Here is a 15,153-nt window from a genome sequence, read left to right as displayed (position 1 = left end):
GTCCGGATAATGAACCAGTTCGACTTCCGAAGGAGTCTACATCAAGCAAAGTCAAGCGTCGCGTGCCCCAATCAAGCGAAAACCACCCTAATCGGGCTTTGCATCTAAGGCGAGATCGAGCTGTCCGTCCGCATCGGATACAAATTTCGAGACAGCGACGCCGACTAACCGAATGCCCTTTGAGACGGGATAAACGGATCGCACAAGTGACAGACTAATATCGCGAAGGCGATCGTGTGTCGCGATGGGCGCCGTTACTGTGCGGCTCCGGGTGATAATCTGGAAATCTGTATATTTGATTTTTACCGTGACTGTCGCACCGAAGCTCCGGTTCTTCTCGCACCAGACCCAGACATCATCGGCCATCTCAAGGACGCCCTCTTCGATTTCGGCTGGAAGAAAGCGGTCCTCGGGAAACGTCGTCTCGGAGCCCGACGATTTTCTCGGCCGGTTCGGCTCGACGGGTCGATCATCCTCGCCGCGCGCAATTGCATAATACCACCCGCCGGATTTACCGAAATGCTGCTGGAGGAATTCGAGGGACTGCGCGCGAAGATCGGCACCGGTGTAAATCCCGAGCGTGTTGAGCTTCTCGGCTGTCACAGGCCCTACGCCGTGAAATTTCTTGACGGCTAAGGCTTCAATGAATTCTGCTCCGCGCTGGGGGGGAATGACAAACTGGCCGTTGGGCTTGTGCATATCGGAGGCGAGCTTGGCCAAAAACTTGTTGTAGGAAACGCCCGCTGAAGCCGTGAGGCCGGTCTCGGAGAAGATCCGAGAGCGAATTTCGGTGGCAGTATCGGCTGCCGTGGGCAGGCCACGCAGGTTTTCCGTCACGTCGAGATAGGCCTCGTCGAGAGAGAGCGGTTCAAAGAGCGGCGTATACTCGGCGAAGATTTCTCGGATCTGGCGCGAGATGGCGCGATAGACCTCAAAGCGTGGCGGTACAAAGATGAGATCTGGGCATTGCCGCAGCGCCGTCGTTGAAGCCATCGCCGAGCGCACGCCGAACGCCCGAGCTTCATAGCTCGCGGCTGCGACGACGCCGCGTTTAGCACCATGGCCGACTGCAACGGGCTTGCCGCGCAGATCAGGATTATCTCGTTGCTCGACTGAGGCGTAGAACGCGTCCATGTCGACATGGATAATCTTGCGGATAACTGTGTCGCCCATATCGAGCACCTAACACATCCACGCTCGGACTGAGAAACCGCGCTATCCACTACTGGTTCTCGGTGGGCAGAGTCACTACGAACCGGAATCCAAGCAGTACGATGTTCATTCTAAGCCACGGTACCGATAGCCGCACATCTAAGGAAGGCTTCGCAGAAAAAGCTGTCGAGGACGAGTGAGGGGTAGTGCGCTGCACATGGCCGAAATGTTCCAAATGGCGACCTTTGCAATTGCAGCACAGCTTGCCGCCCGATAGCCGATTTGCCGAGTAAGCGGCTACCGCTGCTTTGCTCGCCGCGTATCCCGCCTCGTATGGAATGCCGCGAATTCCGGCTAGGCTTGAAATGCCGATGATGTGTCCTCGTCCACGTGCCAGCATGGAAGGGATAGTGGCTTCGATAAGCGAGACTGTACCCATGAGATTGGTCAGAACGACTTTTTCAAACTCCTGACCCAGGAAATTATCGACGGTCGATGCGCGACAAATTCCAGTTGACGATATGTGAATATCGATGAGGCCGAGTTGGTCGCTGATCGTTTGGATCGCCTCCGCTACCTTAGAGCGCTCCCGCACATCCACGGCCTTGGAGCAACAGCGGACGCCGTTGCGTCGCAGATCGTCGGTGAGAAGTTGGAGCGCAGGACTGTCGTAGTCCAGAAGTCCCAGACTTGCCCCGCGCTCAGCGAGCAGATGGCATAATGCCTTGCCAATTCCGCTGGCGGCGCCTGAAATAACAATGACCTTACCATCCACTCTCATAGCCAAACCTTCCGGGCTCGCCTGGACGAAAAATCTGCGCACTCGGCGACGAGTTTTTGCGCGAACAGTCCATTCGCCACTCTTATGTCGTGGTCAGATGGACAGCACAGGGACTTATCATCGGAGCCGCGGGCGCCAGCGATCTATAAGATCTCTCGGCCATTCCAGGATTGGGGGCGGCTGTTGCGCACGGTCTTAGGTTGTTCGCCGGGCGCAGTGGATGCTCCATTTACTTGGGGACCGTGCCAATCAAAGTGACACTTTGGCGTGCTGAGTGTCGTCTGTTTCCGGTGTGCTTTTCTGCAAGACCGCTTTCTTGCCGCTGAAAAGATATTTGACGCAGCGGGAGCCACTATTGTCCCAATATTCCCCACTTTTCGGAGAGATGGCTAGAAGGCATAGGTCTGCATCGTCCTTCCCACCAGCAAACCAGATGCGCCATGTTTCCGACCATAACTTTTCGATAGTTTCCCGGTCGCGTACCACACGCGCTACTCCGTAAAGAGCGGCATACTCGCTGGTGACTTGGAATGTCACGCTCACGTGGGGATCATTAGAAATCTCGGCTATCTTCGGGGAAGACAAGCCGGTGGCACAATAGAGTTCTTCATTGTCTGCAAGCTTGGCGATCGTCATCGGCCTCGCGTGCAGTCCGCCTTGGGCCGTCCGTGTCGTCAGCATCGCGCCGCTGAAATCCTTGAGCAGGTCGTGAAGGTGTTCTTTTGTGTCAGTCATGAGGTGTTCCGGAACAGAACTTTCCCAATGGCAACACATCCCCATGCTGTGCAGTTCCAAACGCAAAGTCGGTCTGAAGGGATAGCTCGCACATAGATCGGCCATAACTCGCCGAACTACGTCACCGCTGGCAACCATTCCAAATGCTTTTCAAGAGTGATCGGATAATCTCGAACGCGCACACCAGTGGCATTGTAGACGGCATTGGCGACCGCGGCGCCGACGCCACAAAGGCCGAGTTCGCCGATGCCCTTGGCCTTCATTGGATTGGCCTTGTCATCGATCTCATCGAGAAACACGACGTCCTGGTGAGGTATGTCCAAATGAACAGGCACTTCATAGCTGGCGAGGTCGTGATTGACGAAGAAGCCATACCTCTTGTCGATTGCGAGTTCTTCCATCAACGCGCCGCCGACGCCCATGGTCATCGCGCCGATGACTTGGCTACGCGCTGACTTAGGATTTAAAATACGGCCCGAAGAGCAGACCGCGAGCATACGGCGAACGCGCACGACACCGGTAAAAGCATCGACTCCAACCTCGACGAAGTGCGCGCCGAACGTGGACAACTGATAAGTTTTTGCCAGATCACCGAATTCGATTTTGTCCTCCCCGACGAGTTCTCCCGACGCTGCGGCATCCTTGAGGCTTGATGAGCGATTGCCGCTTCTCACGCTCCCGTTCGCGAATTCGGCGTCGGCCGAGTTGAAGCCCAGACGCTGCGCGATGGCTTCTCTTAACTGGATGCATGCGGCGTACACGCCGGATGTGGCGTTAGCCGCGCCGAACTGGCCGCCCGATCCAGCTGAGACTGGAAAAGCCGAGTCGCCAAGCTTCACGACAACATCATCCAAGTTGACGCCCATCATCTCTGCGGCGGTTTGCGCGATGATCGTATAGCTGCCAGTTCCGATATCAGTCATATCGGTTTCGACAATGATCTCACCGCCGGAACTCAGCCGCACGCGGGCTGCGGAAGGCACATTTAGATGGTTCCGAAATGCGGCGGCCATGCCGATCCCGATTAGCCATCTCCCTTCGCGTACCTGAGCGGGCGAAGAATTTCGCTTCGACCAACCAAACCGATCGGCGCCTTCGCGCATACATCGTACCAATTGCCGATCAGAAAATCGGCGCTCAGGTTTTTCCGGATCGACTTGGGTATCATTCTTTTCTCGAAAAGTTATGGGATCCATCCCAAGCTTTTCTGCCATTTCGTCGATGGCGATTTCCAAGGCCATAAGACCTGGAGCTTCGCCCGGCGCACGCATCGCGTTGCCCTCGGGCAGGTCGAGCACGGCAAGCCGCATCGACGTCAATCGGTTTGCACCGGCATAAAGAAGTTTAGTCTGGTTGACAGCCGTCTCTGGATGCCCATCTGGTTGATTGCCCGATCCGCTCTCATGCGCGATCGCCAAGATAGCGCCGCTGTGATCGACGCCGATGCGGATACGCTGAATCGTCGCTGGTCGATGGGTGGAATTATTCGGAATCAACGGGCGCGGCATGGCCACTTTGACGGGTCGCTTCGCAGCTAAAGCGCCAAGCGCAGCCGTCAGTGCGTCTGAACGGAGAAACAATTTCCCGCCAAATCCCCCGCCGACGTACGGCGAGATCAAACGGACCTTATTTTTTGGTATATTGAGGGTCGTCGCGAGATCCGTGTGGCCCCAGTCGATCATCTGATTAGATGTCCAAACTGTAAGTTCGTCGCCGCTCCACGCAGCAATGGATGCGAAGGGCTCCATCATCATGTGGCTTTGATCTGGCGTGACATAAGTCTCGTCGAGCTTCACGGGTGCATCCGCAAATGCCTGCTCGAAATGACCGACGCGCTCTTCCCTCGCGGGCGAACCGCTATTCGGATCGCCGGCGAAGGGCGCACTCTTCCATCGATCGGCGAGATTGAACTGGCCTGGGGAACGATCGTAATCGACCCGAATAAGCGATGCAGCTGCTCTGGCCTGTTCGAATGTTTCAGCCACCACGATCGCAATCGCTTGATGGTAGTGATCGATCTCGGGCCCTCCAAGCAGTTTCGCGGTATTGCGTTTTCCTTTTCCGAGCTTGCCCGCGTCTTGCGCGGTAACGATAGCAACCACTCCAGGAGATGCCTTCGCCTGCGCGAGGTCCATTGAGTGAATACGCCCCTTGGCGATCGCGGATCCAAGGATAAAGCCGTAAGCCAGATCTGAAAGCTCATGGTGCTCATAGGCGTACGGGGCACTACCGGTTGTCTTCAGCGGCCCTTCGATGCGTTCGCGAGCGCGCCCTACGACCAGCATTTTATCGATCGGATTCGCGCCGGCGGGCGTGTCGAATTTCATTGGTTTAGCCCTTCGACTGCTCGATGACGGATGCGAGCGCTCTCGTCGCTAACGTCAGCTTGAATGAGTTATCTTTCGTTGGCGTCGCACCTTGAAATGCACGCGAGGTAACGGCTTCTGCGCCTTGTGGAAGAAGGGACTCGGCCGCTTCGACGCGCCACGGCTTAGGCGCAACGCCGCCGAACGCGACGCGGCCGCTCCCATCCGATTGAATGACGGCTGCGACCGAGACGAGTGCAAAGGCGTAGGAAGCGCGGTCGCGGACTTTTTCATAGAAGTGCTTGCCGCCAAGCGGCGCCGGCAGCGTGACGGCAATTATCAACTCGTCAGGGCGCAGTGTCGTTTCAACATGGGGAGTATCCCCCCACAAGCGATGAAAGTCTGCGATTGGAATGGAACGCTGCTGACCGCGGGAGTCTATGGTTTCCACGACGGCGTCGAGCAGCCGCATCGCAACCGGCATATCACCTGGAAAAGTAGCTATGCATGATCCGCTTATTCCAATAATTCCGAGTTGACGAGAGTAGCCGGCAATTGCGGCGCAGCCCGATCCGGGACTGCGCTTGTTGCACGCCATATTCGTATCATAGAAATATGGACATCGCGTACGCTGGAGCAAATTACCGGCGGTCGAAGCTTTGTTTCGAAGCTGCCCCGATGCGCCCGCTACGATTGCGCGGGTAAGAACTTGATAGTCCCGTCTAACGCGCGCATCCGCAGCAAGATCAGTGTTTGTCACGAGCGCACCGATCCGCAGTCCTCCGTCGCCGGTAGTCTCGATCTTGTCGAAGCCTAGATCTTGAACATCTACGAGGTGGGTTGGTGCCTCAATTTCCAGCTTCATCAAGTCAAGGAGGTTCGTGCCGCCAGCGATAAACTTCGCGCCAGTCCGGCCAGCGACCGCTCGCGCCGCAGACACTGGATCTTTTGCGCGTTCGTATGAGAAAGCCTTCATTCGCTAACTCCGGCGATCTCGGCCATAGCTTCTGCAATGTTGGAATAGGCCCCGCAGCGGCAAATATTTCCGCTCATCCGCTCGCGCATTTCGATATTTGTGGCGCGGGGCTGATCAGCCGGGTTCTCTTGAGCGTGGCTCGGAATGCCCCGCTTGATCTCGTCTAAAACCGCAACTGCCGAGCATATTTGGCCAGGCGTACAATAGCCGCACTGATATCCGTCATGCTTGATGAAGGCAGCTTGCATCGGATGGAGCTTATCCGGCGTTCCCAAGCCCTCGATTGTCGTTATCTCGTCGCCATCGTGCATGACGGCGAGACTGAGGCATGAATTTATTCGCACGCCGTCTACCAGAACGGTGCAGGCACCGCATTGGCCATGGTCGCAGCCCTTCTTTGTGCCTGTCAGGTAGAGGTGTTCGCGCAGCGCATCGAGGAGCGTCGTGCGCGGGTCAATAGAAAGTTCCTGTTTCCTTCCATTGACTGCAAATCGAACCGAAATATTCAAAATTTGCTCCGCATTGGCTTCAGACGGAGTTGCGACGCCTGCCACCTTCACTGCCGCAGCTGACGCCGCGCTCCCTGCGAGCACGTGCCGACGAGACATTTCGAAACCAGTCGACTTCGACATGGATCTCACCCTTTCCCGGCAGGCCCACTCATGGCTCCGTATTCGCCTGTAACTCGGTGGAAACGGGATTCGTTCAATGACGGGGCGAAGTTTCTTCTATGTCAGCGCGATTTAGCTCAGCGGCTAGAACAAGGACTCGGGATGCAATGTCAGGAGGAACCATAATGTATTGAACGTCGTATGGTATTCAGCAGAAGTCAAAGCCGCCAGACCGCTCATATGGACCAGCGTTCAACCACAGAGCCCACAGCGACCGATGATAGACAGCACGAAGAACAAGACGAGGCGCCGGTTCATTTCGGCGAACTCATTCCTGCGCACCCTTGGATTACGGCAGCGATCATTGCAATACTTGCTGCTGCTGCCGTCGGCGTTCTTGTTTGGTGGCTTAACGCGCGCCACTACGAATGGACGGACGATGCCTTTATCGACGCTCGGCAATTTGCCGTAAGCTCGAAGGTTGCCGGCTATATCGATGCCGTAAAGGTAACCGACAATCAACGTGTGTCCGCCGGCGATCTGTTGGTGCAAATCGATCCTCGCGATTATGAGGCATCGCTCGCTCAAGCCAAAGCGCGCGTTTCGCAGGCCGTGGCAACCGTCGGCAACGAAGACGCACAAATCGAAGCGCAGAAAGCCCAAGTCACGGCCGCTGAACAACAGAAGAAGGAAGCAGATGCCGCGCTCGTCTTCGCAAAGCAGGAAAACGATCGCGCTCAGGCGCTCGTCAAATCCGCGGTTGGCACAGTCGAACGAGCGCAGCAGACCCGATCTCAACTGCAACAGGCACAGGCAACGTCGGCGCGAGCCATGGCGAGCGTCGAAGCCACCAAGAAGCAGTTGACGGCGCTACTCGCCCAGAAAGTGAGTGCTGAGGCTAACGTGGAAGCCGCCAAGGCCGACGAAGCGCTCGCCGAACTCAATCTCTCGTACACACATGTGACTTCTGCACAGTCCGGAAAGATCGTCCAGCTGACAGCCGCAAGGGGGCAGTACGTCCAGGTCGGACAAAACCTGATGATGTTTGTTCCGTCGCACATTTGGGTAACCGCGAATTTCAAGGAAACACAGATAACGGATATGCGGCCAGGACAACCGGTCTCTATCGAAATAGACGCTTATCCGAACCGCGAATTCAAAGGACACGTCGATAGCATCCAAGTAGGATCAGGCACTGCATTCAGTTTGCTTCCGGCGGAGAATGCGACGGGCAACTACGTTAAAGTTGTGCAACGCGTTCCCGTGAAAATAGAAATCGACAACCCACCCTCCGACGTGACTCTTGGACCTGGAATGTCCGTTGTCCCCGAAGTGAAGGTCCGATGAGCAACGACGCCAAAGCTGGAGGGCCGCGAAAGATCAATCCATGGCTGATCGCATTCATTGTGTCGATCGCGACGTTCATGGAAGTTTTAGATGTCAGCATTGCAAACGTTGCGTTGCGCCATATTGCCGGAAGCGTGGGTGCCTCTTACGACGAAGCGACCTGGGTGCTGACGAGTTACCTGATCGCGAACGCGGTGATCCTGCCAGCAAGTGCTTGGCTGTCATCGATGGTTGGGCGCAAGAAATTCTACATGTTCTGCGTCGCGCTATTCACGTTCGCATCTTTTCTTTGTGGCATAGCTTGGAGTCTTCAATCTCTAATTTTCTTTCGCGTTCTCCAGGGGCTCGGTGGTGGCGGCTTAGCGCCGAGCGAACAGTCAATTCTTGCGGACGCGTTCCCGGCGGAAAAGCGCGGCAGCGCATTTGCAGTCTATGGTCTCGCTGTCGTCGTAGCACCGACGGTAGGGCCGACAATTGGTGGAGCAATCACGGATTATTCCACGTGGCACTGGATCTTCTTTATCAATATCCCGATGGGTCTTCTGTCCCTGTTCCTCGTCGGCACTTTTGTCGATGCGGATAAAAAAGAGAAAACGAAAAACGACCCCAAACGTAGCCTTTGGAATTTCGATTTAGTGGGCTTTTTGCTGGTAGCGCTGTGTCTCGGCGCGCTGGAGGTCGTTCTTGATGAAGGGCAACGCAGCGACTGGTTCGAGTCGACATTTATCATCGCGTTTGCATGCTTATCGGCAGCAGCATTCGCGGTGTTCGTTCCGTGGGAGCTGTCCCGAAAATATCCACTCGTTAAGGTGCGCTTGCTTGGCACACGCCAATTTGGAATGTGCTTCATCATGATGCTCGTGACGGGAGGCGTGCTTTTCAGCTCCATCCAGCTCCTGCCTCAACTCGTTCAAAACGAATTCGGATATGATGCGACGTTAGCTGGCCTATCCTTATCTCCTGGCGGCTTCGTTACAATGATGATGATGCCCATTGCAGGCTATTTGACAGGAAAAGTGCAGCCGAAATATCTGATCGCGCTCGGGCTCGCCATCATTGGTTTTTCGATGTGGACTCTGACAGGCCTTAGCCCAGATCTTTCGTTCTTCTACGCGGTCTGGACCCGCATGTTTACGGCGGCCGGCCTACCGTTCCTCTTTATTCCAATTACGACGGCCTCTTATGCCGGCCTCAAAGGCGGCGACACCAGCCAAGCCGCTGGCCTGATCAACATCGCACGCAATCTGGGTGGTAGCATCGGCTTGGCCATGGTGCAGACGTCGTTGCAGCAACGCGAGCAGTTCCACCAAAGCAGGCTTGTCGAAAATGCTGTTCCGTCGAACATCCATTTTCAGGAGTCGCTACGCCAAGCGACAATATTCCTGCAAAGCAGCGGATCTTCGGCGACGGATGCTATGCACCGCGCTGAAGCTCTTGTCGGCCAGGTCATCCTGAAGCAAGCAACGTTACTGTCGTATATCGACACATTCTGGGTAATGGCCGTGGTTTGCGTCATTGCCTTTCCATTTGCCTTTTTATTGCGCTCGATTCCTCTCGGAAAGGGCCCACAACACTAGTCTTTGCGCTGCTATCGTGGGGGCCGCCATGCTAAAAACACTTTGCCCTATTTTGCCGTTTCTGACGCCGTTGTGTACAACAGTATGCAGGGCGCTGTCTGCGCTCTCGTACTCAGTCTAGGTTGCAGCTTGTCTCTTGAACTTTTTTACGGCTCGCGCGTTTGGGGATCGCCAGCATTGGAGATCCCGCATGCCCATCCTTACGACGGCCATCACGACATTTATTTTACTCGTCCTCATCGGTATCGTCGTCGGAATTTTCATGAATCGCGGGAGCCGGAGTTGGCTCGGGCGCCGGGTCGCAGAAGCGAGAGGAATTGGCGACGTCACCTATGCGCTCGTGGGCATCGCAGGGTCGTTCATGGGCTTTCATATCGGTGTCATTCTCGAACTGTTGCCGAGCCTGCTGCTGTATCTCTGCGCCATCGCGGGCGCCCTGCTGACGATTATCCTCTGGCGCCGTGTCTAAGCGCTGAACAAGCCCACCGAGAGCATGGATAGAGCCGCACAAATCAAAACCTTGTTGGAGGAAGCCGACAACGCCAAAGCTTGGTTTGCTAAGTACACCGATGAGCTCAAAGGCGATCCGGCGAACGAAATGCTTTTGCGGCTAAAGGAATTATGTCGGGTGGAATTCGAAAAGCGATGGGACCAACTCATCGATTTGGATGTCGACGTTAGCGGATCGGCAGGTGCGAACAGACGGTCCCCGGATCGAAGACTAAGCCCGTGGAGGCGCGGCGGACCGAGGAAATTCGGTCTTTTGGCCCAACTCGGCTGTCGTTATGTCTCGCTATCGATAAAAGTAATCCTAGGCTAAGTTCCAACTGACGCGGACCTTCACAGTTGGAGTTTAACGATGTCGGAGAGTGATGAGGCACCGCCTGTCGTTGAACCTCGCCCCGAGGAGCGGCCGCCCGATATTACTTTGCGAGCGCTTCTGCAGCGCATTCGGCAGCAGGAACTTCTTGCGGAACTTGGCGTAACGGCCATGCAAGGTGCATCTCTGGCCGAGCTACTGACGGAAGCAGCGCGTCTGACGGCGCAAGGCTTGCGCGCCGACTTCTGTAAAGTGTTGGAATACCTCCCCTCAGAAAATCGTTTCCTAATTCGCGCGGGAGTAGGTTGGGAGCCTGGCATCGTTGGCGTGGCGACGGTAGGCGCTGACACGGAATCGCCAGCCGGATTTGCATTACGCACAGGCAAGGCGGTCATCTCAAATCACCTAGAGAACGAAGAACGCTTTCGGACCCCAGAAATTTTGGCGGCGCACGGCGTAAAGCGTGCCATGAATGTCATTTTGCAAGGCGATGGCAAACCGTTCGGCGTTCTTGAGGTCGACAGCCGGTCGGATGATGATTTTGTCGAACACGACCTCGCGTTTCTTCAGGGTGCTGCCAACGTCCTCGGCATGGCGATCGAGCGCGAACGCTACGAACGATCTCTGAAGGCTGCAATTGATCGCCAGGAAGTCCTGATCAAAGAGATCAATCATCGCGTTAAAAACAGCCTTGCACTTGTCAGCAGCATGCTTCGGCTGCAAGCGCGAGAAGACGACGATCCGAAGATTGCGGATCGCCTTGCCGAGGCCTGCGCGCGCGTCAACGCCGTTGCCCGCGCCCATGAGCGGCTCTATCAGACCGATGATATAGAGACGTTGGATCTCGGCGCCTATGTCGAGCAAGTTTGCAAGGATGTCGATGCGGGCATGTCACAGCTCGACGTCCGAGTTGAGTCAGAACGCGGCATTATTATCGCCACCGATCGCGCGATATCGACGGCGCTTATCGTGACAGAGCTCATCACGAACGCGGCCAAATACGCTTACGAAGAAAGAGCAAACGGAAAAGTTTGGGTGCGGGTGACGCGCTCGGGCGCTGAGAAGGTCGTGTTGGCCGTGCGCGATGATGGAGCGGGGCTCCCACCAGACTTCGAGTTCCAGAATGGCAAGAGCCTCGGGATGCGAATGATCAGTGCTTTTGCGCAGCAGCTGGGAGCCCAAGTGACCATCAATCGACTGTCGCCAGGGACAGAAATTACTGTATTGCTTCCGTTAAACTTTCAATCCTAGCGGCGCAGCACGTCTCAGAACCCTCGCTATATCCCGAGAAATCGACCGCCGGCAGGTGGCTCCCAAGTCGGATTGTCAAAAAGGCAGTCGGCAATCGCATACCGTTGAAGCCCATAGACGGCGCCACGGGCATGCGAGCCGAATTTGTCAGTCATGAGCCAAGCCGTGAGGGTCTTCAAAATCTCCTCGCGCTGCTCATTGTTCATTGCGTCGATGGCTGTCAGTGCTTGTTCGAAGCATGCAAGCGCGCCGTCGGGCGTTGTGCTCGAATCTTCGAGGGCATGCCTGTTTGGGAAGACGTCCGAAAGCTTTGTGTACGGTCTGGCTTGGGCCATGTTGTGAGAACCTTTTGCGACCTTTCAATGCACGCTTTGAAAGGAGAACTAGCCACGATCCGGCACGTTCCAACGTCAATCCCAAACAATTCTTTCCTGCGTCTTAATTCCGCTCGCCCAGATAGCCTTCCGAGCATCTTGCAGTAGGCCCTTCAATCTCTTTAGTAGCCTTGGTCATGGCGCTCACGCCGGTTTGAGCCAACCACCATAATAGCCTTCGATTTTGTCCGTTGTTTCCTTATCCCAAGGTCCGGCTTCATCGAGGAAAGAGGGTCCATTCTCCAAGCCCTCCCTCGGAACACCGACAACATAGCCGCCGGCGTCAGGAACGTATTTCAATGCAAACCAAGGTACGGGATGGTATTTCTTTCCGAGACCAAGCACACCACCGAAGGACATCACCGCGTAGGCGATTTTGCCGGTACGCTTCTCCAGCATCACATCGTAGATCTCGCCCATCGTCCTCCCGTCGGCGTCGAGCACGGGAGTGCCCTGCACCTTGCCGGCGGAAATTAACGTCAGCGTTTCATCGGGCGTTTCCATGTCCCTCCTTCCTGAAGGTGAAGGCCGGGAGTGATCCCGGCTCTTCAACGTTGCTGCAGGTTTTAGCGCGGCCTTAGGTTCACGATTTGTAGAACTTGTAATCCGGCAAGGCTTTCAGCGAATCCTTCGTTGCGTCGGTGGAGATCTTCATGCTGTCTCCGTCGCGGCCGACCTTCAGCGAACTGAACGGCACACCCACATATTTGTCGCCGATACCAAGAAAGCCCCCGACGCTCAGCACGACTTCGTCCATCGTACCGTCAGGTTTCAGAATAATGTCTTCGACGCTGCCGATGTTCTCGTTGGCATTGTTGTAGACCTTCGCGCCAACGAGCTTGCTGGTACGGAATTCATCGGCCGTCTGCATGTTGTCGGCTGCGAATGCTGGGAGCGTTGCCGCACTGACCATCAGTAAGCCAGCGGCGGCGAGGACGTTGAGAGATAGTTTTTTCATCGGGCATCTCCTTGCTTTGTGCTTGCAAAAGATTTCCGCTGCCGGATTGTTCCCGTTCGAGCTTCCGTTCCCGCGATCGCAGATCGAGAACGTTTTAATTTGCAGAATGCCTAACAGTTCCCGATGGCCGCAGTGGGAAGATCAGATGCAGATCGCTTCGAAATCTCCGACATCGGAACTTGTGCATCTCTACGGCATCTGCCCTGTCGATAGTCGTCCTGTCAGCGAGGACGGGCGCTGATCCGATCTTGGCTAGACGAAGCCGCAACATGCGGCGGCGGTTGCGATGCTGCCCTCGCTATCGGTGCCAGTCTCAGCATAGCAATGATCGCTCTCTTTGCAGCGCTTCCCTTGTTTGTCGGAGACTTCTTTTTTCATCCTGCCTGGACTTTGGCCGTGATACCCACCGCCCCGATGGCGGTTGCCCTTAGGGCCGTCCGGCCGCCAACTTATGCGTCGGATTCCGGAATGAGCTTTTCGAGCTCACGCATGATATCTTGCGGCATATAAGGTTTTGATATCCACGTCAGCGGATTGGCAGGCCGAGCGCGTTCTCTTAGGGCCTCACTTGCATTGGCGGACGCGAAAATAGAACGAGTCCCGAACCGCGTGTATAACTCGATCGCGGCATCGACACCAGCACGCTCGCCTACCAGGCGAACGTCCATGATGATTAGTGTGGGGCGCTCCGATTCAGCCAAACGAACAGCCTCTTCTGCCGAGACAGCAAGCCCGGCTATTCCATAGCCGGCGCTGCGCAGTGCATTTTCAAGCTGCCAAGCCAGAAGATATTCGTCTTCCACAATCAGGATGCGCATCTTGCTGCGCGCCGCCCCGGCGTCATCCGGCGCAGCGAAGGCGCGATAAAAAGCTCTCGCTAAGAAATCCTCAAGCAGAGGAGGCGCGACGCGGGTGCTTTTCGATATCGCTCGGTAATAAAACCGCGCATCGCGTGGGTGATTTGCTGACTGCAAGCTGACCTCTTATCTGTCGCGCGAGACCTTGGACCAGCTGTAAGCCAGACGCGGCGATGTTCTCGATGTCAAAACCGGGGCCTCCGTCTTGCACGCTCAATATAATATTATCGTGCTCGCGGACAAGCCGCGCAAACAGTGTGGTGTGTCGCCCTTCTCGGGTTCCGTATTTCGCAGCATTCGTAAGAAGTTCATTGAGAATTAGGGCAAGCGGCATTGCGACGTCGGTCGAAAGCGAGATATCGGATGCCTCTTGATTGATGGTTATTTCGCTTGCAAAAGATGTTCGCGCCGCGGCGACAACCGACGCTAAAAACTCTGCTGCGTTAAAGCTCATTACTTCGGAGGTCGTATAAAGAACCTTCTGAGCAGCGGCCATCGCGGCCACTCTTGCCGAAGCTTCGCGAAGAACGGCCTGGGCTTCCTGATTGGGGGTTTTGTTAGCCGAAAGCAGAAGGAGGGCTTGCAACGTCTGCATATTGTTTTTGACGCGGTGATTTAATTCGTTGAACAAAATAAGCTGTTGGGATTCAGCTTGTTTGCGCTCGCTGACATCCACCAGCAATGTTAATTGAGCCGAAAACCTCGCCCTCTGCATCAATGACCGGCGTCGCATAGGGAATAATCGGGACGCGCGTCCCGTCGGCCTTTTCGATCAGGACTTCCTGGTTGCGTATTGATCTGCCCTCTTTGAGGGCCAGTTCCGTGGGTGAATGCTCAAGCGAGATCGCCGACCCATCTGGACGGTAAAGCTTGTAGTTTTGCCAAGTTGCTCCAATTTTCGGTGGCACATAGGCGTAGTCCATAGCTCCCTGGTTGAAATAGGAGATGTTGCCCCGTTCGTCCGTCGTAAAAAGCGCCGCGGGGATCGCATCGAGCAACGATCGAATGCGCAGCTCGCTCTCGCGAAGCCGGATTTCCATAGCTTTTCGTTCGCTGATGTCGCGAGCGATTTTGGACGCGCCAATGATAGCATCGTTTTCGTCTCGTACCGGTGAGACGGTCAGAGATATCTGCACCATACTGCCATCTTTACGGCGCCGGACGGTATCGAAGTGATCGACGAGCTCCCCCGACCTGATACGAGCTAATATCTGCGGCTCTTCAGAAAGGCGATCAGGCGGGATGATGATGCCAATGAATTTTCCGATCGCTTCCGATGCAGGATAACCGAACAACCGTTCGGCGCCGCCGTTCCAGCTGAGAATGATCCCATTAAGACCTTTGCTAATGATGGCGTCGTGAGAAGAATTCACGATAGGTGCGAGGCTGCGCCGTGCAGGAAAGGGGA

At 55.7% G+C, this 15,153-nt stretch carries 15 protein-coding genes; 4 read left to right on the top strand and 11 right to left on the bottom strand.

Annotated elements, in window-relative coordinates:
• Nucleotides 1-87 precede the first annotated feature (87 nt).
• The 6 genes from dinB to paoA form a co-directional block, all read right to left on the bottom strand.
• Nucleotides 88-1,173 carry a DNA polymerase IV gene (gene dinB, locus HYPMC_RS16325; RefSeq protein WP_013949140.1) on the bottom strand — a complete coding sequence of 362 codons (1,086 nt, stop codon included), beginning with the start codon at nucleotides 1,171-1,173 and terminating at the stop codon, nucleotides 88-90.
• A gap of 49 nt (nucleotides 1,174-1,222) precedes the next feature.
• Entirely contained in the window at nucleotides 1,223-1,927 is a 705-nt protein-coding gene (locus tag HYPMC_RS16320) for an SDR family oxidoreductase (protein ID WP_157135464.1), read from the bottom strand.
• Between the two features lie 255 nt (nucleotides 1,928-2,182).
• Nucleotides 2,183-2,668 (bottom strand): pyridoxamine 5'-phosphate oxidase family protein, encoded by a 486-nt coding sequence (locus HYPMC_RS16315; protein WP_013949137.1) that lies wholly within the window; start codon nucleotides 2,666-2,668, stop codon nucleotides 2,183-2,185.
• 116 nt (nucleotides 2,669-2,784) lie between these two features.
• Nucleotides 2,785-4,995: an aldehyde oxidoreductase molybdenum-binding subunit PaoC gene (paoC, locus tag HYPMC_RS16310; RefSeq protein WP_013949136.1), complete on the bottom strand. Its 2,211-nt coding sequence runs from the start codon at nucleotides 4,993-4,995 to the stop codon at nucleotides 2,785-2,787.
• 4 nt (nucleotides 4,996-4,999) lie between these two features.
• Complete coding sequence (locus HYPMC_RS16305) at nucleotides 5,000-5,950, bottom strand: xanthine dehydrogenase family protein subunit M (protein WP_013949135.1); 951 nt, start codon at nucleotides 5,948-5,950, stop codon at nucleotides 5,000-5,002.
• Complete coding sequence (gene paoA, locus HYPMC_RS16300) at nucleotides 5,947-6,582, bottom strand: aldehyde dehydrogenase iron-sulfur subunit PaoA (RefSeq protein ID WP_013949134.1); 636 nt, start codon at nucleotides 6,580-6,582, stop codon at nucleotides 5,947-5,949. Before paoA ends, HYPMC_RS16305 begins: the two co-directional genes overlap by 4 nt.
• 219 nt (nucleotides 6,583-6,801) lie before the next feature.
• On the opposite strand from paoA, the gene HYPMC_RS16295 reads away from it, so the two are divergent.
• The 4 genes from HYPMC_RS16295 to HYPMC_RS16275 all read left to right on the top strand — a co-directional run bounded on the left by HYPMC_RS16295 (nucleotide 6,802) and on the right by HYPMC_RS16275 (nucleotide 11,556).
• On the top strand, nucleotides 6,802-7,908 hold the full coding sequence (locus tag HYPMC_RS16295) for an HlyD family secretion protein (RefSeq protein WP_013949133.1): 1,107 nt from the start codon (nucleotides 6,802-6,804) through the stop codon (nucleotides 7,906-7,908).
• Nucleotides 7,905-9,485 carry a DHA2 family efflux MFS transporter permease subunit gene (locus HYPMC_RS16290; protein ID WP_013949132.1) on the top strand — a complete coding sequence of 527 codons (1,581 nt, stop codon included), beginning with the start codon at nucleotides 7,905-7,907 and terminating at the stop codon, nucleotides 9,483-9,485. Before HYPMC_RS16295 ends, HYPMC_RS16290 begins: the two co-directional genes overlap by 4 nt.
• A 190-nt stretch (nucleotides 9,486-9,675) precedes the next feature.
• Nucleotides 9,676-9,954, top strand: coding sequence for a hypothetical protein (locus HYPMC_RS16285; RefSeq protein ID WP_013949131.1), 279 nt, complete (start codon nucleotides 9,676-9,678; stop codon nucleotides 9,952-9,954).
• Nucleotides 9,955-10,344: 390 nt separating this feature from the next.
• Complete coding sequence (locus HYPMC_RS16275; RefSeq protein ID WP_013949129.1) at nucleotides 10,345-11,556, top strand: sensor histidine kinase; 1,212 nt, start codon at nucleotides 10,345-10,347, stop codon at nucleotides 11,554-11,556.
• A gap of 518 nt (nucleotides 11,557-12,074) precedes the next feature.
• On the opposite strand, the gene HYPMC_RS16265 is transcribed toward HYPMC_RS16275, so the two are convergent.
• The 5 genes from HYPMC_RS16265 to HYPMC_RS23385 form a co-directional block, all read right to left on the bottom strand.
• Nucleotides 12,075-12,434: a PRC-barrel domain-containing protein gene (locus HYPMC_RS16265; protein WP_013949127.1), complete on the bottom strand. Its 360-nt coding sequence runs from the start codon at nucleotides 12,432-12,434 to the stop codon at nucleotides 12,075-12,077.
• Nucleotides 12,435-12,513: 79 nt separating this feature from the next.
• Nucleotides 12,514-12,888: a PRC-barrel domain-containing protein gene (locus HYPMC_RS16260; RefSeq protein ID WP_013949126.1), complete on the bottom strand. Its 375-nt coding sequence runs from the start codon at nucleotides 12,886-12,888 to the stop codon at nucleotides 12,514-12,516.
• A gap of 449 nt (nucleotides 12,889-13,337) precedes the next feature.
• Nucleotides 13,338-13,706 carry a response regulator gene (locus HYPMC_RS16250; RefSeq protein WP_013949125.1) on the bottom strand — a complete coding sequence of 123 codons (369 nt, stop codon included), beginning with the start codon at nucleotides 13,704-13,706 and terminating at the stop codon, nucleotides 13,338-13,340.
• Between the two features lie 70 nt (nucleotides 13,707-13,776).
• Complete coding sequence (locus tag HYPMC_RS16245; RefSeq protein ID WP_013949124.1) at nucleotides 13,777-14,421, bottom strand: sensor histidine kinase; 645 nt, start codon at nucleotides 14,419-14,421, stop codon at nucleotides 13,777-13,779.
• Complete coding sequence (locus tag HYPMC_RS23385) at nucleotides 14,393-15,118, bottom strand: PAS domain-containing protein (RefSeq protein ID WP_013949123.1); 726 nt, start codon at nucleotides 15,116-15,118, stop codon at nucleotides 14,393-14,395. The genes HYPMC_RS16245 and HYPMC_RS23385 overlap by 29 nt, the downstream gene beginning before the upstream one ends.
• Nucleotides 15,119-15,153: the final 35 nt, after the last annotated feature.

The sequence above is a fragment of the Hyphomicrobium sp. MC1 genome (assembly GCF_000253295.1).
Taxonomy (GTDB): Bacteria; Pseudomonadota; Alphaproteobacteria; order Rhizobiales; family Hyphomicrobiaceae; genus Hyphomicrobium_B.
The sequence above is the reverse complement of the archived record's forward strand: the minus strand, read 5'-3'. Positions and strand labels throughout refer to the sequence as shown.